An 18,413-nucleotide genomic window follows, 5' to 3' on the forward strand; every position below is an offset into this window, starting at 1 on the left:
TGCGATCGACCGCGAGAAAAATTGCTACACTAAAATTAGTCGATCGCACTTTTAGACAGTCTTATTCTGCCGCCATACTCTCTTCAGGCTCATTTTCCGCCTCAAAATCCACCTTCTCATACATATCTGCCAGCGGCACTTCAACTTGAAAGAAATTAAAAACTAGCGCTGCATCTTCCTCATCGTACTGAGTGTACGACCAACGCTTGTTTGCCAACTTGCAATACTGCTCCACATAAACTCGCGATTGGTCAATTAGAATATACTCTTGAAAGGTCGGCAGCGTTTGATAAAACTGAAACTTATCGCTGCGATCGTAATTTCTGGTAGATTTCGATAAAACTTCTACAATCACTTGAGGATTTATTACAGTATCTTTGCGATTGTTGTAATACTCAGGTTTGCCCGCAATTACCATCACATCGGGATAAGTATAAAATCGCTTTTTCGGCATCCACAGGCGCACGTCACCCATGAAGATGCGATAATTCTGTTTTTTGATAGCAAGACTCAAAGCAATGTACAAATTACCAGAAATTTGATTGTGATTGGTAGATCCGCCTGTCATAGGAATAATTTCTCCGTCGAGATATTCGCTTTTGTCTTCTGCTGCTTCTTCCAAAGCTAGATATTCTTCTGGAGTAAAGTAGCGCTGTGATGTTGGCTGTTCTGTTACTTGTAGAGTAGCTGTCACGGTTTTTTACCCAACTTAATTCATATCTTGCGTCCAGTTTAACATTGTCCGAAAATGCGCGTGGCGAAGCTCGCGCGCACTTTCAGACAGTCGCAACCCAAATTAGTCGATCGGATCGAACAGTAGAGTCAATCGAGCACCGGGAAGCAGTTGTTTGAGAACTCGCAAGTGACCATCTGCATCAGACCAACTGCGAAACCGACCCACAACTGTCCTTTGCAGGTTCGGAAGCAAACGAACCACAATCCACGGTTTGAGAAGCTTTTCATACCGCATAATAGATGTATCTCCTTTGTAAATTGGAGCCAAAGCCAGTCCTGAGCCCTCGGAAGCGTCGGACTGGCTTTTGACTGATCCGAAATCGGATTAGAGGAATTGTAACATAATAAGCCCAAATTTGTGTCAGTCCAGTTTTAAGAACAGAGTAACAACACGATCGGGAGCCTAAGCTTGTACCATTAAAAGCGTTAGTCAACCAACCAACTTTTACATTGAGCAAGCGCGTTCACGTCACCTTTCCTGATTACGTATATGAAGCTTTAGATCGATGGGCTGACAAACAAGGCAGATCCACAGCTAACCTGATAGCCTTTCTCGTGGAAACAGCTTTATTGGAAGCCCAACAAAGGGGAGAAGTACCCTCTGGGCCAGAAAAACCCAAAAGCGAGACTTAAAAACTTCTCTCGTGGGTTATGGATGCGTATCACCCGATCGCACTTATAGTTAGTTCGTAGGGTGCGCCGCCACCAAAAATCTCTGACTTACATATCGACAATCTAATAGCACGTGCAGTCTCCGGCGGGGGACTCTGCCAATAAAAGATAATTTGTATGGATTGAAAAGTGTAGCAATACCTTTGAAAAAGCGAATCATCTGTAGGGAAACGGCACGTGCAGTATCCGGCGGGGGACTCTGCCAATAAAACATAATTTATATAACAATACGGTTCAGTTAAGATTGTCATTGCGAGGAACGAAGCAATCGCAGTATCTATTTTTCATATGTTTTATATGTAGGAATCTCTTATCTGAACCGTATTGATTTATATAAGATTGAAAAGTGTAGTAGTCGTAGGGTGCGTCGCTATGAAAAATCTCTAACTAAATATCGATAATCTGAAAGCGACGCACCTATCCCATCACTCACAGACTTTAAAACAATGCAACACTTATGTTACAAAAGAAGTGTTGGGCCCCGTGAAACTCCAGGTAGTTTACTCCAGTATTTTGTAAGGTGCGTCGCCATAAGATTGTCTATCTTTTCCTAGGGATTTTTTATAGCGACGCACCCTACGAATACTACAACTATATTAATTAACTTTCCCACACAATTTGGCAAATCCACCGCACAATCGCTCCAATCATATCAGATTGACTGGGTGAAAAAACTGTCAGCGAATCCGCGTTATAGTCGCCAACAATCGCAATATTACCGTCAAACTTGCTTAAATCATTGACAAAAGTCTCGCTAAATCCAGTCGCCTCTTCCCCCCGCGAGTTGTAGAATACAAAGATGCAAGATTTCTCGCTATCCATCAGCAGCAAATCCCAATAGGTTTGTAAATCTGCCATTGTTTTCGGTGTGCCATCCTCACATTTGGGACAGCCTTGTTTCAGCATTTGGGTGTAAATCTTGGTGGCGGGGTTGTCGGGGTTGATGAAGTTTTTGCTGTCGATGCACAAAAGTTGGATTTGATTGGATAATTCGGCTTGATTATTGATTTCTCTGGCAATGTCTTGGGGGAAAGTTTGCCAGTTGGGAACTTGGGGATGGGGTGTGGTGGGTGGATAGTGCCATGCGTCATAGAAGGTGGGGTAAGGGAGATTTTGGGCACAGTGCCAGATGACTGCGTAGGAATTTTCGCATCTATCAAAGTCATTTTCGTAAGTCTTCTCGGATAGGCAATCCTTTAAGGCAGTGACAACCCCTGTTATTTGCTGAGTTTCTGTCAAAACTTCTTTTAAACTATCTGCTGCTTGCTTCCGGGTAGATTCATTCTCAGAGGTACGGATTAACTCAGTTAAAGCGGCGATCGCATCTGGGTTGCCTTTGTCTATTTTTCCTAAATTATATGCTGCCTGCTTCCGGATAGATTCATTCTCAGAGGTACGGATTAACTCAGTTAAAGTGGCGATCGCATCTGGGTTGCCTTCGTCTATTTTTCCTAAATTATATGCTGCCTGCTTCCGGATAGATTCATTCTCAGAGGTACGGATTAACTCAGTTAAAGTGGCGATCGCATCTGAGTTGCCTTTGTGTATTTCCCCTAAGCTTTCTGCTGCGGACAGCCGGATAGATTCATCCTCAGAGGTGCAAATTAACTCAATTAAAGTGGCGATAACATCTGGGTTAACTTTGCCTATTACCCCTAAGCTTTCTGCTACCCACTGCCGGGTATCTTCATCCTCAGAGGTACGGATTAACTCAGTTAAAGCAGCGAGCGCATCTGGGTTGGCTTTGCCTATTTTCCCTAAGATTGCTGCTGCCCACCGCCGGGTATCTTCATCCTCAGTGGTACGAATTAACTTAGTTAAAGCCGCGATCGCATCTGGGTTGCCTTCGTCTATTTCCCCTAAGCTTTCTGCTGCCCACCGCCGGGTATCTTCATCCTCACAAGTACGAATTAACTCAGTTAAAGCGACGATCGCATCTGGGTTACTTTTGCCTATTTCCCCTAAGCTTGTTGCTGCCTGCCACCGGATATATTCATTCTCAGAGGTGCTGATTAACTCAATTAAAGTGGCGACCGCATCTGGGTTGCCTTCGTCTATTTCCCCTAAGCTTTCTGCTGCCAACCGCCGGGTATCTTTATTCTCCGACGTGCTGATTAATTCAGTTAAAGCTGCGATAGCATCTGAGTTTCCTTTACCTATTTCTCCTAAGCTTACTGCTGCTAAAAACCGGATATATTTATTTTCAGAGGTGCCGAGTAACTCAGTTAAAGCTGCAATCGCATCTGGGTTTATTTTGTCTATTTTACCTAAGCTATCTGCTGCTTCCAGCCGGGTACATTCATCACCCAAAGTGCGGATTAACTCAGTTAAAGCGGGGATAGCTCTTATACGATCGCTCTCTGGCAATACTGCTTTTGCTCCTTCTGCAATTAGATATAGCAATGTCTGCGAATTCTGTTTTTCTATATAGAAAACACTCCATCCAAACAGGACAATGAGTCCAACTATCTCATCAGCCAAAGAACAATCCTTAAACTCATTAATTAAGATAGCAGCTAGAAAATAGGCTCGATACCAATAAAACTCATCTTCAATTCCATCATCAAACTCCACCAACGCCCGAATAAACGCTTCCTTCTCCTCCCTATCCACATCCTTTCGCCCCATCCACAGCAACATCACCTCTTTCCACTGCCGCTCAAAAATCCGATAAATCCCCTGCTGCGGATTCTGCGGCACATGATTCAAGAAAAAGTGCCAATCCTCAATCTCGCACGCTGCAAAATATTCCTGAAAAGAAGGATGATAGAAAGCATAAACAGATTTCAGCGGGTTTTGGGCATCAACTCCGACTCGATTCAACCAACCTAATTCAATTGCTTTTTCAAATAACTCAGGATGCGGTTGCGCCAGATGTTGGATCACAAACCAATCCGGCAATATCGATTTATATCCAGCTTCAATTGCTGTCAGTGCAAACCTTCTCAAGGCAGCATTTAAGTTTGTTCTCTGTGCTGCTGTTGTCGGAAAGGCTAGTTTCTTGAAATCATAAAGCGCTACCACAAATACTTCATAAAGTTCGGCTTTAGTATCCGGTAATTTTTGCTGTCCGAATTCCCAAGTTAAACACAGCAGGAATAACCGCAGGGGATTGCGTGCTAAATCTTTGATTCGCTCTTTTCCCGGTTCGTCTAAGGCGGCGCGGAGATTCGCTGCGCGAAGAACCCCCCCCAGCCCCCCCTTGGTAAGGGGGGGAGTAAGAGTGGAGGTGGTTTCTTTGGCGCGAAGAACCCCCCCCAGCCCCCCCTTGGTAAGGGGGGGAGCAAGAGTGGAGGTGGTTTCCAGGCTTGGTAAGGGATTAGGAATTGGGTCAGTTTCTCCCCTTGGTAAGGGGGGATTAAGGGGGGTAAACCATTTATCGATAAACAATTTCACTTGATCGCAATTATCGCCATCTCCATAGCTAAAATCGAGCATTTTATAAGTATCAAAATCAGATAGGGCATTCCCCGTAGCCTCCCAAATATTCAGGCGACAACTGATTATTATTCGTACCTTATCGAATACCCGTTCTCTCAACTGTGGCGATAGAGTTCCCAGGGAATCGGCTATTCCCATTTCATCCGCGCCGTCCAACAGCAACCAGATTTTTCCTTCACTCAGTAATTCCTGAAATTCTTTCACCCATTCCGCAGGTGCAGCATCCAATTTTCCCGCCGCTATTCGCAGCCAATTTTCGATTAAATATTGGGACAAAGGTTTTTTCACCTCTGCTAAGGATATCCATACCGGCAAATATTCAGTTTCCGTCAATATGCGATCGCCAATTTTCAACAATTGAGTCGTTTTTCCCGCCCCCGGTTCGCCGATGACAGCAAGGCGTTTCCCCTTGCTTTTAGGGCTGTCGCTGTTGGCGAGGACTTTTTCGCAAAATTCGTCGTAACTGAGGGGAATGAGTTTTTCGGCTTCCTGATAAGCTTCGGAACCTGTTTGAGGGGAGAAATCATCGCGGCGCTGGGGTTTTTGCTGGCCTTCGATTAATCCCAAAGGCACGTGAATCTCGTTGAGGTCGATTTTTCGCCCTAAGTCGTTAGCAAAAAAAGTGTTGGCTGCTTGTCGCTTGGCTTGGGCTGCGGCGCGGCAGGTTTCGCGCCAGTCGATTTGGGTTGCTGGTGACGGAAACTCGGATGTTTTGGCTGTTTCTGGTGGTGAAATGTCGATCGACCCAGCAGAATATTCGCTTTTAAGCCACTTTCGCAGCGTTTCGGCTTTGCGAGCACCCGCTGTCTCCAGTTTTGCACAATTATAAGTGAATTTCTTGTAAATCTCGCCTCTGCGCTTCTTGTAAGCTTCAGCTTGAATGCCAAAAAGCAGCTTGCTATTCGCTTCTATCTCGCTTTCTCGTTTATCGATATTATTTTGTGCAAATCTCTCTATCAAGACATTAGACTGTCCGGGAGTAAGGCCACAGTCTACAGCCATCCGCTTGAGAAAATCATCCCACACCATGAGCAGAATATTTAGCGATGTAATGATTGAGATAGTAACAGATATTTGCTGAACATTGTGTATTTGCAGTCTAAGTGGAAGATTAGTTCTACTTGACTTCCACTTGTAGTGGAGCTTTTTGGGACTGACGCTAGCTAGCTACAGGATGCTTTGATAAATGTACTGATAAATTCATTAATTCATCCCATACCCGCCATGAATACACAACAATTCAAAATCATCTTGGCTCAAAATCCCAAAATTCAATTATTAACTTTGCTGGCTTTCATCGAGGACACAGAACTAGAAAACCTCGAAGAGAAAGAAGAATCAATCTCGAACTCGCTAACAGATATTGTGAAAACTCCCAAATTCACCTGCGTTGCTGGACAAGTTACCGAGTTTGGAATCGTCAATTTCATCTCCTGGTTAGATCCAGTTTCAGGATTTTGCATTGGTATGGTTTGCTTGGCTTGGCACATTTTCCAGGATATTAGGGAAGAAGAGGAAGACAGCGATAGTCCCTTAAAATAGGTTCGTAGTAAGGACTTTAGTCCTCCATTGGATCGTCGCAGCAGATTTTTGGTCGATCGCGCGCAGGAACTCTCAACACCGGCTCGACAAACCAGAAATCTGCTGTATTGGTTGCGAAAGTGCGATCGCACTTCCGATCCCTGTATTCGCCCGCACAAAACAAAAAACCCTCCCCAACAAGGAGAAGGGAGGGTAAACAAGAGAGTTAGAAATTAAGGTTTTTGGAGAATTAACAATAGATAGTCACATCCACGCCGCACTCGTCAGCCAAGTAACACAAAGCACGAAAGCGCAACCCAACCACTTGCTCGTAAAGCGGATTTAACTTGCACAGCGGCGGAATGTTGAACAAAGTGCGATCCAAAATTTTGACTTCGCGTTCAAACGGACACTGGCTGGGAATAAATTTGCACAGCAACCGGGCTAACTTTGGATTTTTAATTGCAGTGTTATCAAGCCATTGCTTCAGCGGGTGCAACAAATCAAAACGCGACTTTTGACCGTAAGGTTGAGGATTTGTAGCGACACTAACGGGGGTTTCTTGTTTGCCTTGCCATAGCCAAGTTGGCAGAATTCGACGGGACACTGTTTGCTCAAATACGTTCATATTTCTCTGTTCCTCTTTTACAACGAGGTGCCAAGAACTCTCTGTAGAGCTTGTGGGAGATTTTGTCTACAATCAGTACCTACAGCAGCTCGTTTTGCTTTACCGGATGAAACTTCTTCAATTAGTGACTCGATCCTAGAAAAGTAGTTCCTGAGTTTTTTTGAGAGACGGTGTGCGATCGCCAAAGTGTCCTCTTTTCCAGCTCAAGGATTTATCTATGGGGTAAAAACTCTGCCTTTTACATTCAAGCTTCAACCTTCTGTTGACTCTCCTTTTGTAGTTCCTCTACGATAATGACGCATCGAGGTGAATAATTCCATGCGTGAATATGCGGAACTTTAAATCAAAGTTATAATAGTTTCAAATAAGCACGGCGCTGCAAAACACCCTGAAACCCAGTGGTAAGTGTCGCTGCGTGCGTGAAGCGTAGCTATCCCGTAGGGAATCGGCCAGAAACTCCTAAAATTAAAAATAATCGGTACCACCGCCCTCACCACCCATGAGCAACCCAGAAACCAAATCTATCACCCGCGAATTGCAGAGCCACGCAGCCATTCTCGGCGGCTTCGTCTCCCTCCTGTGGGCGATCGAGATTCTCGACGTATTCGTGTTTAGAGGGGCGCTGAATGCCTACGGAATCCGCCCCCGTAGCATTGACGGACTTGAAGGCATCCTATTCATGCCTTTTTTGCACGGCAGTTTTGCTCACTTAGCCGCCAATACCCTGCCTTTTCTGACATTTGGTTGGCTGATTATGCTGCGAGAAATTAGCGACTTTTTTATCGTCAGTGCTGTGACTGTCTTAGTCAGTGGATTGGGAGTTTGGCTGACAGGCGCGCCCAATTCAGTGCATATTGGTGCCAGCGGATTAATCTTTGGTTACTTCGGATTTTTGCTGCTGCGGGGCTATTTTGAACGCAGCTTTACGTCTATTATCGTATCTTTAATGGTCGGTTTCTTCTACGGCGGTTTAATTTGGGGAGTTTTGCCATCGCAGCCTGGAGTTTCCTGGCAAGCGCATTTCTTTGGCTTTGTCGGCGGAGTATTAGCAGCTCAATTTTTGGGGCGGCAGAAACGGAAAGTATAGCATTGAGAAGTTCGGCAACGGGCAATGTACGAGGTGTCACAGAAATCTCAAAGTATTCGTAGAGTGCAGATACATCGACAATCCCTAAAAATAGAGGAACTTTTCGAGCCGCGACGCACCTAATATCTTATCCCGTCGAGTAACTAAAGTAAAATTCGTTTGTAGTGCGGACTTCAGTCCGTAGCATTTTGGGCGCGCCAGGGCGAACTACAAACCATTTTTGCGATCGCCATCGACCGGAATTGATATTACATAATCGTTCAGGAAACAAGCCCAATACTTGTTTTGTCGCCAGACTTTTTATAAATCGTATCTGAAAGCGTAGGTTTTTTCTCAAAAAAACGGGTTAATTTGCTAATAATTACCTCCCAGAAAGTAGGACTAACTGCTTACTAATAATTCAACTTGCGCGGGCAAGCACACAGTAAAAACCGCACCGCTACCTAACTGGCTTTGAACTTGCATATCCCCGCCCATCATCAAGCAAAAGTGACGGCTAATAGTCAATCCCAAACCCGTGCCGCCGTATTTGCGCGTAGTTGAGGCGTCGCCCTGCATAAAAGCTTGAAATAAATGCCGCATTTGTTCGGGAGGAATCCCAATGCCAGTATCAGCTACGCGAAAAATCATTAAGTCGGAAGATTCTGCTATTTCTTGAGTTGTTAATAAGCTGTCATGTTTAACTCTTTCAACCGATAGGGTAATAGTGCCACCTTTCGTAAATTTGGCTGCATTGCTCAGCAAATTGAGCAATATTTGACGAGTTTTGGTAATGTCAGCATACATCATTCCCAAGTCGCTAGCACAATTAACTTCAAATTTATTAGAATTTTTCTCTACCAAGGGTTCGACAGTGGAAACTACTTCGTCAATTAAATTAACCGGGTTGAAAGTTTCTAAATAAAGTTCCATCCGCCCCGCTTCAATCTTAGAAATATCGAGAATATCGCTAATTAAAGATAGCAAGTGTTTGCCCGCAGTTTGAATTTTGTGCAAATCTGGGATAAAATCTTCGCAGCCCAAATCCTCGGCGTCTTCTTTGAGCATCTCGCTGTAACCGATAATGGCGTTGAGGGGAGTCCGCAATTCGTGGCTCATATTGGCTAAGAATGAGCTTTTGGCTTGACTGGCTGCTTGAGCGGTTTGAGCGACTTGTTGGAATTCTTCTGCTAGTTTGCGCTGGGTAATGTCTTCAGCAATGCCGACAATGCGGTAAATTTCTCCTGTTTCGTTGCGGACTGGAAAAGCCCGATCGCGCACCCAGCAAACTGAACCGTCCAATCGCACTACCCGATACTCCTCATCATAATCCCCCCGCACCTGTTTTTCAAAAGCAGTCTTGACGCGATCGCGATCCTCCGGGTGAATAGCATCCCAAAAAGCCTCCGGTTTTGACAGCAAACTCCGATAGCTTAAATTCCATATTTTCTCGCAAGCAGGGCTGACATAAATTATGTGCTGTTGGTTGGGTTCTCTAATCCAAAATACCTCATTAATATTTTCTGCCAACTGGCGAAACCGCTCCTCGCTAGCTCGCAACTGCTCCACAGCACTGTGAAACTCTGTCACATCTTGAACGAGCGATGCTACCCCGATGATACAGCCGTCAGCATCAACCAAAGTCGTATTGTACCACTCGCAAAGAATTATTTTGCCGTCCTTTCTAATATTCTGGTTAAGGCTGGTAACTCCTCCTTGATTAGTTAGCAAAGTTATAGATAGTTCCCTGACATACTCCTTAGCACTTTCAGGGACTATCAGATCGACTCCGTGCTGTCCCATTGCTTCCAATCGGCTGAATCCAAAAATTCTTTCTGCTGACAAATTCCAGTCTGCTACTTCAAAATTTAGATTCCATTCGATCGCGCCCAAAGGAGTTTGATAGAGGTGAAGAGCGAGTTTTTCCTGAGATTGTTTCAGAGACCGAATTAATTTAGTTTTATCAGCAATCGCAGCTTCTACCCGATCTTCAAGAGTAGTAAATGACTCTTCCAATTGATCTACCATCGTATTAAAGGAGCGAGCCAGGATACCGACCTCATCCTGCCTTTCTACAGACGCCATCAAGCTCGGATCTACCACCATCGAGTCCCATTCTCCCCGCGACAAAGACTCCGCAGCCTTGCTCAGACGCTGAATTGGCATGACAATCCACCTCGAAGTCACACATCCTAGAGCCGTCGCCAAAACCAAAGCACCAAAACAAAGCAAAATTGTGTAGCGAGTGTTGGCGTTAATCGCTTCCATAAAATCGGCTTCGGGAACCGCCACTACAATCAACCAATCGAGGCCCCTCCTGTCTGAGAAGGGCGTTACCTGTAGAAATTGCCGTTGGCCGTCGATCGTAAAATCTAACTGCTGAGATCTGTCAATTTTGCCCAAATCCCCGAAACGTTCTGTCAAATAGCGGGCTGTCGAGCGAATCAACATATTTTTGCTTTGAGTCGCAGCAATCCGTTTCGGCACGCCGTTGCTAACAATAAACGGCTGTTGAGAAGTAGAATTAGCCACCAATTCTCCAGACCTTTCTACAATAAAAGTCTGTCCTGATTTACCAATCTTTAGGCTTCCCAAAAATTGATTGATATGGGAAAGTGTCAAATCCGAACCGAGGATGCCAATCAGTTTGTCATCCTTGCCGTACACTGGTTGAGCGGCAGTAATTGCTAGTTTGGGAGTGTCAAAATAAGTATAAATTTTAGTCCAGGTCGGCTTGCGAGCCCGCACCGGAGCTACGTACCAAGGTCGAGTGCGAGGGTCGTAGTTATTAGTAGTTTTTAAGAGCTTAGTTGATTCTCCTAACTCTGACGGCGCGTAGCTGTGAAAGTTATAGCCAGTAGATTTATTAGAAATCCGAACTTGCAACTTGCCATCGTCGAGGCGTTCAACTCCTATAAAATTTTTTTGTTCGGAACCGAATTGAATGTAGCTAACTTTATCAAAAGTTTGGAGTTGTTTGCAGAAGTAGCTGCGCAAACTAACTTCATCCTGCACGTTCAAAATGCCGAGACGGATCGCGTCGAGATTGAGCTGATTGATTTGGTGCGGTGTTTCGATGTAATTGTAAATGTGTTGTTGGATGCGCGACGTGACTTCGCCCCGGAGTTGGGCGGCAACATCGTTGACAGCTATGCGCCCGTTCCGCAGCGACAGCCACCCCGTCAGCCCTACCGCAGCGAAAGTCTGCATGGCAAAAGGCACCACAAGGACGATGCGAATTGGTACTTTTCGCGACACTTTTAAAATCTGGTCGGTCAGATATGTGATTGGCATGATGAAGCAGAACTATGACGAATCCACAATGTTTCGATAAAGTGCAACCTGATAATCGCAGATTTTGAAGTTGAGATCGCTTTATATGGCAAAGTGCTGTTAAAAACTCCAAATCTGCCGCTGGTAACTGAATTTTTAACAACTGCCACCGACATCTTAGCGCGATCGCGCGCTTTGATCGGGGTTCTCTAAATCAATACAGTTATATTTTTACTCGCGCGCGACGATTATCGGCAACTATAACTTTTCACAGCAACTTTAAGCGCTATCTCCACAACCAGCTACTTTTGATAGAGCACAAGTTAATTCCAGCTAGGTACAATAACCATAGTAGGATGCAACGCCGCGGAGGTATGGATGATGAAAGCAGTTATTGCAAGTATTGGCACTGCTCTGGGACTGAGTTCAATTTTTATCGGTTTCACCCCGGCGGTTATCGCCCAACCCAGACTGCAACCAGCGCCCCAAAATTCAGAAACTACTTTATCTGGGGATTCCCTCAGGAATGTGGAAGACAGAACCGTAGACTCGGACTACCAAAACTTGATTGGCGAATCAGAAACGGCGGCTAATGCTGCTATTCGGGAGCGCAGCTTGGCGGATACGTTTCGCCTGAAAGTCGGCCCGGAATTGGAATTTATCACTACTCCTTCCGACGCCCAGCGCCAAGGAAATCCCTTGCCCATCAAACCTAGCGACAGCGGTACAGAAGCGGGAGTTCAGCTTCTGCTTGGACTTTAGTAGTTTTAATTTAATTAACTTTCAGCCAGCCATCGATCGCCCAACCCAATTTTCGACGATCGGAACTCTTGTGACTGCGATCGCTTTTTTCCCTAACTTTTATCACAAGTTTTGTGCGGCTTCCATCACAGGAGAGGGTTTATTCGCAACCTATAATTGGGGCTATCAAACATCCGATCCAGCCCGATTAGATACGTATCTTTACAATAGCGCATAAAACTGGCGTTGAAGGTCATGGGAAAGGCTCAACTGATCGATTATTTGCGGGGGGAGTTGGCGATATCGAATTCTGCGATCGCCGTTGCTCTGAGACACGACGAACAAGATGCCGGCCAACTGCCCATGGTTCTGTGGCAGTACGGGTTAGTCACCCTAGAACAGTTAGAGCTAATTTTTGATTGGCTGGAAGCTGAGGGGGCTTAGCAATGCCCAAATCCCCAGTTGACAAATATGGATATCGGATATCGGATTGTAGATTTTTGACAAATAAAGCTTACACCAACGGTCGTCGAGAAGTATAGGGTTGAGTGTTGAGGTTGAGGTTGAGGTTCTGTTTAATTTTTTACCTTTGGGTAAGATTCAAATATGCACTAGGGACACAGCACTGCTATGTCCCTATTGTTATGGCAGCAGACGCTATAAAAAAACAAACCCCAGCAACTTTTAGGTTTCCGGGGCTTGTCTGATTGAATTTGGTGGCGGGAAGTGGATTTGAACCACTGACCTTCGGGTTATGAGCCCGACGAGCTACCAGGCTGCTCTATCCCGCGTCGCTTTGTTTATCTTTGTTCTCTAAAATCAAACCCTACAATCGTTAAGATTGTAGGGATTGTTTTAAGTTGGTGGCGGGAAGTGGATTTGAACCACTGACCTTCGGGTTATGAGCCCGACGAGCTACCAGGCTGCTCTATCCCGCGTCGCTTTGTCTACTCTCTAATATAAACACATCTTTCTAGAAATTGCAACCCCTAAGTCAAAAAAAAATTTTAAATGGTGGGAGGGGTTGCTCCGATCGTCTCAGAGTATCGATCGGATGGGGAGAGGGAGGCTAGATATACAATTTAAATGCAGAACAACTTAGAGCATCGAAACTTCCCCGACCACCTCCAAGCGTTTAAAATCGCTGAGAGTTAGGTAAGTGTCGGAAAGAGTTTCGGCGATCGTCGCAGTAATCCAGCCCAACTGCTTGAGCAAGTGAATCGCCACAGCAAACTGAGCGCGCTTGCCCCCATCGGCGACCTTAATTGCCAAGCCCATACCTTCACCAACGCGGCCGATGCACTGCACTCCTTCGGCGCCGGACTTGCTCACCAATTCCCCTTGAGTCAAGCGCATCAGTTCCGTGTCAAATCTACCGTCACCGGCAACCATCATCGGGTGGTGAGTCATAGCGCGCACAATCCGCTCCATATCCACATTGTCGCCGGAGGCTAATTTAGCGTACAAAGACGCCATTTGTCCCAACTGCAACAGATAGGTAGGAGCGCCGCAGTCGTCGCGAGCGCTGATAAACTCTTCGGCAGGCATGGCGAGCAAGTCAGCCACCTTGCCCAAAATAAGCTGCTGGACGGGATGTTTGCGGCGCAAATAAGTTTCCAGCGGCCAGTGCAGTTGCTGGCACACAGCGAGCATTCCGGCGTGTTTCCCGGAACAGTTGTATTGCAGGGCGCTCTTTTTGCCTTCGGGAATGGGGCATTGGAGTTTAGATGGGTCAATGTCGCAGCGCCACAGGACGTTAAACACCTGTCGCGATTGCTCGATCGTACCTTGATGGGAACTGCAAATAATCGCTAAATCTCGATCGGTCAATTCGTAGCGTTCCAAAGTCCCGCTCGCCGTCACAGCCAAAGCTTGAAAAGGCTTGAGAGAAGAACGGATAAATGCCGCCGTTTCCGAGTTACCGGCAACGGAAAGAACGCGGCCGCGTTTGTCGCAGACAGCGGCCTGGGCGCGATGTCTAGATTCTGGAATGCCTTCGCGCAGCAGTGTGACTTCCAATTCGGGAGCTTGGGTTCGTTTTCCCCTTGTCATATCAATTTTAGATTTTAGATTTTAGATTTTAGATTGGGGCCCGTGGAAATTTTGATCCCCTATGTCGCAACGGGGCGGGCACGGGGCACCGCCCCTACGACTCAAAACTTCCCTTTTACCATGAACGATTACAAACAACTCCAAATTAGTCCCCCGGCAACCAGCAATACTGTCAAACCATAAAATGTCTGCCTCAGACGCCTGAGAATTGGTTCTAGTTCGTAGTTGACAATCAACTTGTCTTGAGCTAATACTTCGGGAGTTTTAGGCCAAGATTGACAATCGTACCAGCCAGACTCTTCGTAGACGACTGTGGGATTTGATAGGCGCGATCGCACGTAGAACCAACCCAAGTAAAGTCGCAGCAAAGCTAATCCTAGAATAAAACCGGCACCAGCAGCACCGCACAGGGCAAACTGAAGTGGATACTTGAGGGGAGCAAAGCTAGAAGCAGCTATCGGCCCGGATACCAAGCAACTCCAAGCCCATACCCAGGCGAGTTTGGCCAGATATGCGGGCCAGTCGAGAATTACCCAGCTAAAAAACCAGGATTCTGTAAGTTCTTGGTATTCATTAAGGGGGCGCTGTTCTTCTGGAACAGGACAAATAGAAATAGAAGCGTTTTTCACATCAGCGTTCCTCTGCGGGGGAAAATTCAATTCGTTCGGCGTGTCCCCAGAACGCTTCTAAATTGTAGAATTCGCGCTCTTGAGGTTTAAAGATGTGGATAATCGCGTCGCCGTAGTCCATGACGACCCAACTGGCGTCTGATAGCCCTTGTGTACGCAGCGGCAAGCGTCCCCATTCTTCTTCTACTTGGTCGGCGATGGCTTGGGAGATGGCTCGTACCTGCACGTTGGAAAATCCGGTGACGATCGCAAAGTAGTCAGCCAAATAGCACACTTCTGCCACGCCCAGCAATACAATATCAACTGCTTTGCGGTCATCGGCAGCTTGTGCAGCCGTTACGATCAAGCCGCGCGCTTCGTCTGGGGATGTGGCGTCGGTTACTGTGGACTGAGTTCTGGAATATTCGAGTTGGGTTATATCTGACATTAAGTGTTTAAGTTCCTAGTTGAGAGAGTAAAGGGAAATGGGTACTTTGACGCGATCGATTGTTGGCAGTTTTAGACTGGAAATACGAGTTAAATTCAAGCCAAAAGTAAGTACAGGATTGCTGATAAATTTTACTGTTAACTTGTGATTTGTCCGATCGACTTTCCTGTCGAATTTCCTATTTTGGGCGATTCGCGAGCCATTGAGAGAGCCCAATTGCGGGTAAGTATGGTGCGCGGGTGAATGTAGCAGCGAGTTTCTAGCAAATATTTGAGAGAATAATCGCTAGCTTGCCACACGGCTGCATAGAGATTTTGCCAGCTTGTCTCGCGCAGTGCTGCTAGTTCGGGTGTGTTGCCGCGGCTCGGCTCTATAGCGTCTGCGATAAATACGGCACAACTGAGCTGGCTCATGTTTGGTCTGCCGAGGGTGTGATTGGCGATTGCGTCCAAAATTTCTCGATCGACCACCCCGAATTCGTCTCTGGCGACGATCGCGCTGGCGTCTGCATGGAGCAGGTGCGGGTGTGCTTCCAATACTGAGTCTAACTCTAAACCTTCCTTCTGAGCCATTTGCAGCAGCAGTTGGGGTTTAAAGTATTTTGCTGCGTCGTGCATCAGTCCTGCCGATCGGGCTTTTGCTTCATCCAGGCCGTAATGGCGAGCCAAGTCTCCTGCCGTCTGTTCGACTCCGAGGATATGTGTGATGCGGGCGGCAGGAACGCGGTGTGAGAGCCAACCTAGGACGTTTTCGCGTGTGGGTGCAAGTGTCAAATATTAACTCCAAAATTGTAGGAGCTACTATTTTAGCGTTTTGTTTTAATAGACTGCGGTGTGGTGATATTTGGGGTGATTGGGCGATCGGCTCTTTGGCAGTTACGTTATATTTTATGGTAGCTGCTTGAATATTCAAAACTCTCCCCTACCTCAACAATTAGTCTGATGGATTTGCTATTTTTTCTAATTATCTCATTTTTTCTACTTTTAGTTAGTGCCATTAAAGGTTATTTTGTCGTTTATCCGCTGCTAGCTTCTCTGGCAATTTTTATTCTTATTTTATTGAACAGGGGATTTCCACTAAACAGCTTAATCAAAATGGCTGTTGCTGGAAGTCAAAAATCTTTTTCAGTAATCGGTATTTTACTGTTGATCGGGGCAGTCATGGCCGTCTGGATGGCGGCGGGGACGGTTCCAGTTCTCGTATATTGGGGCATCAAATTAATTAGCCCTCAGTATTTTATATTTTGGGCGTTTGTCTTAACTAGCATGGTTTCTGTGCTGCTGGGAACTTCCTTTGGCACTGTGAGTACGATCGGCATTGCTTTAACGATCGCAGCCAAGGGCAGCGCTGTCAATCCCAATACGATCGCCGGAGCAATTATTGCCGGAGCTTATTTTGGCGATCGGTGTTCTCCAATGTCTTCTAGCGCTAATTTGATTGCCGCAATTACCCGTACAGAAATTTATACTAACCTCAAAAATATGGCGCTAACAGCTTTTTACCCGCTGATAGTTTCCAGCATTTTGTATTTAATTTTATCCCTAACAAATCCCGTTGAATTTGCTGGCAACAACCTCACTATTGACCTTGGAGAAGCCTTCAATCTTAACTGGATAACTTGGCTGCCAGCCTTGACAATTTTAATCCTTTGTGTGTTGCGAGTAGAAGTCAAAATTGCCATGACTGTTAGTATAATTGCCGGAAGTGCGATCGCCATTTTCGTGCAAGGTTATTCGCCGATCGATATTCTGCAATTTGCGATCGCTGGATTTAAGCTAGAATCAACTTCTAGTTTAAAAGATATTGTGGCGGGAGGAGGGATTTTGTCGATGCTCAAAGTTTCAACAGTTGTGATTGTATCGACAGCATTTGCCGGAATTTTTGCGGGAACGAAAACGCTAGATTTTATTGAAGTTTATCTCAACAAAGCTCGATCGAGAAGCGATTTGTTTTTGGGAACAACAATCATCAGCATTTTATCAGCCGCCTTTGGCTGCACCCAAGCTATAGCTATCATCCTGACTCATCAGTTAGTTGAGAAAAAATACCGAAAAGAGGGATTAGATGATTATCAACTTGCTCTCGACTTGGAAAATACTGCTGTTGTGATTGCTCCCTTAATTCCGTGGAATATTGCCGGATTAGTGCCTGCAACTGTCTTGGGTGTCAATTCAGATTTTATCCCTTATGCTTTTTATTTGTATCTCATTCCTTTATTTAACTTAATTCAAATGAAACGGGCTAAACCACTTCAAGAAAGTTAACAAATTTAAATGAATAATAAAATATCAATTGGTTATTTTTTGGCAGTAGTTGCGACGGTGATTTGGGCGGGAAACTTCATCGTCGCTAGGGCTTTGAATCAGGAGATTTTGCCGATGGGTTTAGCTTTTTGGCGATGGGCGATTGCTGTGGCAACTTTGGCTCCCTTCACCGTGCGGGCGGCTGTGCATGACGGGAAATTGATCAAAAAAAATCTTGCTTACTTGACTGTATCGGCACTATTAGGCGTAACTGCTTTTAACACTTTAATTTACGTTGCTGGCCACACAACCTTAGCGGTGAATATGGCGTTAATTGCCACTTCTTCCCCGGTTTTTATTGTACTTATGTCTCGTTTTTTTTACGGAGAAACTATCTCCTTAACGCGGGCCGTCGGTATTGCGATCGCCGTCAGCGGTGTTGTATTGTTAATTGCGGGAGGCTCGTTAGAGAGGCTGCTGAGTATTTCGTTGGCGATCGGCGATTTGTATATGCTGTTAGCATCTATAATCTTTGCTGGCTACACGATGCTGGTAAAGCGCAAGCCGCCCAACCTGCGGATGACAACTTTCACTTTTTGTACTTTTAGCTTGGGGCTGTTGTTTTTATCGCCCTTCTATGCGCTGGAATGTTGGATTTATCAGCCTGTGGCGTTCAATCCTGCGATCGTCCTAGGGTTACTTTATGTGGGGGTGCTCTCTTCGGTAGTGGCGTTTCTGGCGTGGAATCAGGCGATCGCCCTAATTGGCCCGAACCGCACAGCTTTAATCTATTACTTGATTCCGGTGTTTAGCGGTATTGCTGCGTGGCTGTTTCTCGGTGAAGCGATTTCGTTCGTGCATATTCTTAGTACGTTGGCGATCGTCTGCGGCATTATGATTACTAACCGCACTTAATCAAGCCTTACAAAAATTCATAATCTGCCGCAACAATGAATTATATTATTATGTCAAATAATATCGTGTC

Annotated in this window: 16 protein-coding genes and 2 tRNA genes; 7 read left to right on the forward strand and 11 right to left on the reverse strand. The window is 45.7% G+C overall.

Features of this window, described 5'->3' with window-relative positions; genetic code table 11:
- Positions 1-61: 61 nt before the first annotated feature.
- Both QZW47_RS10140 and QZW47_RS10145 read right to left on the reverse strand, forming a co-directional pair.
- Entirely contained in the window at positions 62-694 is a 633-nt protein-coding gene (locus QZW47_RS10140) for a Uma2 family endonuclease (RefSeq protein WP_293126678.1), read from the reverse strand.
- 102 nt (positions 695-796) lie between these two features.
- Positions 797-1,003, reverse strand: a complete 207-nt coding sequence (locus QZW47_RS10145) for a hypothetical protein (protein WP_293126937.1) — start codon at positions 1,001-1,003, stop codon at positions 797-799.
- Between the two features lie 182 nt (positions 1,004-1,185).
- Here QZW47_RS10145 and QZW47_RS10150 point away from each other — a divergent pair, with 182 nt between their 5' ends.
- The gene (locus QZW47_RS10150) at positions 1,186-1,368 is read left to right on the forward strand and encodes a hypothetical protein (RefSeq protein ID WP_190659196.1); all 183 of its coding nucleotides are present in this window, start codon (positions 1,186-1,188) and stop codon (positions 1,366-1,368) included.
- Positions 1,369-2,007: 639 nt separating this feature from the next.
- On the opposite strand, the gene QZW47_RS10155 is transcribed toward QZW47_RS10150, so the two are convergent.
- On the reverse strand, positions 2,008-5,877 hold the full coding sequence (locus tag QZW47_RS10155) for a HEAT repeat domain-containing protein (RefSeq protein ID WP_293126682.1): 3,870 nt from the start codon (positions 5,875-5,877) through the stop codon (positions 2,008-2,010).
- A 195-nt stretch (positions 5,878-6,072) separates the two neighbouring features.
- Between QZW47_RS10155 and QZW47_RS10160 the strand changes: the two genes are divergently transcribed.
- Complete coding sequence (locus QZW47_RS10160; RefSeq protein ID WP_293126684.1) at positions 6,073-6,390, forward strand: hypothetical protein; 318 nt, start codon at positions 6,073-6,075, stop codon at positions 6,388-6,390.
- 229 nt (positions 6,391-6,619) lie between these two features.
- Here the strand turns inward: QZW47_RS10160 and QZW47_RS10165 are convergent, their stop codons facing one another.
- Positions 6,620-6,997, reverse strand: a complete 378-nt coding sequence (locus QZW47_RS10165) for a Mo-dependent nitrogenase C-terminal domain-containing protein (protein WP_293126686.1) — start codon at positions 6,995-6,997, stop codon at positions 6,620-6,622.
- Positions 6,998-7,496: 499 nt separating this feature from the next.
- On the opposite strand from QZW47_RS10165, the gene QZW47_RS10170 reads away from it, so the two are divergent.
- Positions 7,497-8,084, forward strand: a complete 588-nt coding sequence (locus QZW47_RS10170; RefSeq protein WP_293126688.1) for a rhomboid family intramembrane serine protease — start codon at positions 7,497-7,499, stop codon at positions 8,082-8,084.
- A 381-nt stretch (positions 8,085-8,465) separates the two neighbouring features.
- Here QZW47_RS10170 and QZW47_RS10175 read toward each other — a convergent pair whose 3' ends face one another.
- Positions 8,466-11,321: a PAS domain S-box protein gene (locus tag QZW47_RS10175; RefSeq protein ID WP_293126690.1), complete on the reverse strand. Its 2,856-nt coding sequence runs from the start codon at positions 11,319-11,321 to the stop codon at positions 8,466-8,468.
- 393 nt (positions 11,322-11,714) lie between these two features.
- On the opposite strand from QZW47_RS10175, the gene QZW47_RS10180 reads away from it, so the two are divergent.
- Positions 11,715-12,098 (forward strand): hypothetical protein, encoded by a 384-nt coding sequence (locus QZW47_RS10180; RefSeq protein ID WP_293126692.1) that lies wholly within the window; start codon positions 11,715-11,717, stop codon positions 12,096-12,098.
- 234 nt (positions 12,099-12,332) lie between these two features.
- Entirely contained in the window at positions 12,333-12,521 is a 189-nt protein-coding gene (locus QZW47_RS10185) for a DUF2949 domain-containing protein (protein ID WP_293126694.1), read from the forward strand.
- 270 nt (positions 12,522-12,791) lie between these two features.
- Here QZW47_RS10185 and QZW47_RS10190 read toward each other — a convergent pair.
- The 6 genes from QZW47_RS10190 to yqeK form a co-directional block, all read right to left on the reverse strand.
- Positions 12,792-12,868 (reverse strand) — tRNA-Met (locus QZW47_RS10190).
- A 70-nt stretch (positions 12,869-12,938) separates the two neighbouring features.
- Positions 12,939-13,015 (reverse strand) — tRNA-Met (locus QZW47_RS10195).
- A 160-nt stretch (positions 13,016-13,175) separates the two neighbouring features.
- Positions 13,176-14,129 (reverse strand): asparaginase, encoded by a 954-nt coding sequence (locus tag QZW47_RS10200; protein WP_293126696.1) that lies wholly within the window; start codon positions 14,127-14,129, stop codon positions 13,176-13,178.
- A 128-nt stretch (positions 14,130-14,257) separates the two neighbouring features.
- Positions 14,258-14,758, reverse strand: coding sequence for a CGLD27 family protein (locus QZW47_RS10205; RefSeq protein WP_293126698.1), 501 nt, complete (start codon positions 14,756-14,758; stop codon positions 14,258-14,260).
- 1 nt (position 14,759) lies between these two features.
- Positions 14,760-15,185 (reverse strand): ribosome silencing factor, encoded by a 426-nt coding sequence (gene rsfS, locus QZW47_RS10210; RefSeq protein ID WP_293126700.1) that lies wholly within the window; start codon positions 15,183-15,185, stop codon positions 14,760-14,762.
- A 137-nt stretch (positions 15,186-15,322) separates the two neighbouring features.
- Positions 15,323-15,958: a bis(5'-nucleosyl)-tetraphosphatase (symmetrical) YqeK gene (yqeK, locus tag QZW47_RS10215; RefSeq protein WP_293126702.1), complete on the reverse strand. Its 636-nt coding sequence runs from the start codon at positions 15,956-15,958 to the stop codon at positions 15,323-15,325.
- A 168-nt stretch (positions 15,959-16,126) separates the two neighbouring features.
- On the opposite strand from yqeK, the gene QZW47_RS10220 reads away from it, so the two are divergent.
- Both QZW47_RS10220 and QZW47_RS10225 read left to right on the forward strand, forming a co-directional pair.
- Complete coding sequence (locus QZW47_RS10220) at positions 16,127-17,449, forward strand: Na+/H+ antiporter NhaC family protein (RefSeq protein WP_293126703.1); 1,323 nt, start codon at positions 16,127-16,129, stop codon at positions 17,447-17,449.
- A 9-nt stretch (positions 17,450-17,458) separates the two neighbouring features.
- Positions 17,459-18,343: a DMT family transporter gene (locus QZW47_RS10225; RefSeq protein ID WP_293126705.1), complete on the forward strand. Its 885-nt coding sequence runs from the start codon at positions 17,459-17,461 to the stop codon at positions 18,341-18,343.
- The last annotated feature ends 70 nt before the right edge of the window (positions 18,344-18,413 follow it).

The organism is Microcoleus sp. bin38.metabat.b11b12b14.051 (genome assembly GCF_013299165.1).
Classification (GTDB): Bacteria; Cyanobacteriota; Cyanobacteriia; order Cyanobacteriales; family Microcoleaceae; genus Microcoleus.

What these genes read in the sequence shown, in the direction of transcription:
- QZW47_RS10155 (WP_293126682.1), bottom strand. Translation starts at nt 5,877, where the DNA reads ATGGTGTGGGATGATTTTCTCAAGCGGATGGCTGTAGACTGTGGCCTT.
- QZW47_RS10160 (WP_293126684.1), top strand. Translation starts at nt 6,073, where the DNA reads ATGAATACACAACAATTCAAAATCATCTTGGCTCAAAATCCCAAAATT.
- QZW47_RS10165 (WP_293126686.1), bottom strand. Translation starts at nt 6,997, where the DNA reads ATGAACGTATTTGAGCAAACAGTGTCCCGTCGAATTCTGCCAACTTGG.
- QZW47_RS10170 (WP_293126688.1), top strand. Translation starts at nt 7,497, where the DNA reads ATGAGCAACCCAGAAACCAAATCTATCACCCGCGAATTGCAGAGCCAC.
- QZW47_RS10180 (WP_293126692.1), top strand. Translation starts at nt 11,715, where the DNA reads ATGATGAAAGCAGTTATTGCAAGTATTGGCACTGCTCTGGGACTGAGT.
- QZW47_RS10185 (WP_293126694.1), top strand. Translation starts at nt 12,333, where the DNA reads ATGGGAAAGGCTCAACTGATCGATTATTTGCGGGGGGAGTTGGCGATA.
- QZW47_RS10200 (WP_293126696.1), bottom strand. Translation starts at nt 14,129, where the DNA reads ATGACAAGGGGAAAACGAACCCAAGCTCCCGAATTGGAAGTCACACTG.
- rsfS (WP_293126700.1), bottom strand. Translation starts at nt 15,185, where the DNA reads ATGTCAGATATAACCCAACTCGAATATTCCAGAACTCAGTCCACAGTA.
- QZW47_RS10220 (WP_293126703.1), top strand. Translation starts at nt 16,127, where the DNA reads ATGGATTTGCTATTTTTTCTAATTATCTCATTTTTTCTACTTTTAGTT.
- QZW47_RS10225 (WP_293126705.1), top strand. Translation starts at nt 17,459, where the DNA reads ATGAATAATAAAATATCAATTGGTTATTTTTTGGCAGTAGTTGCGACG.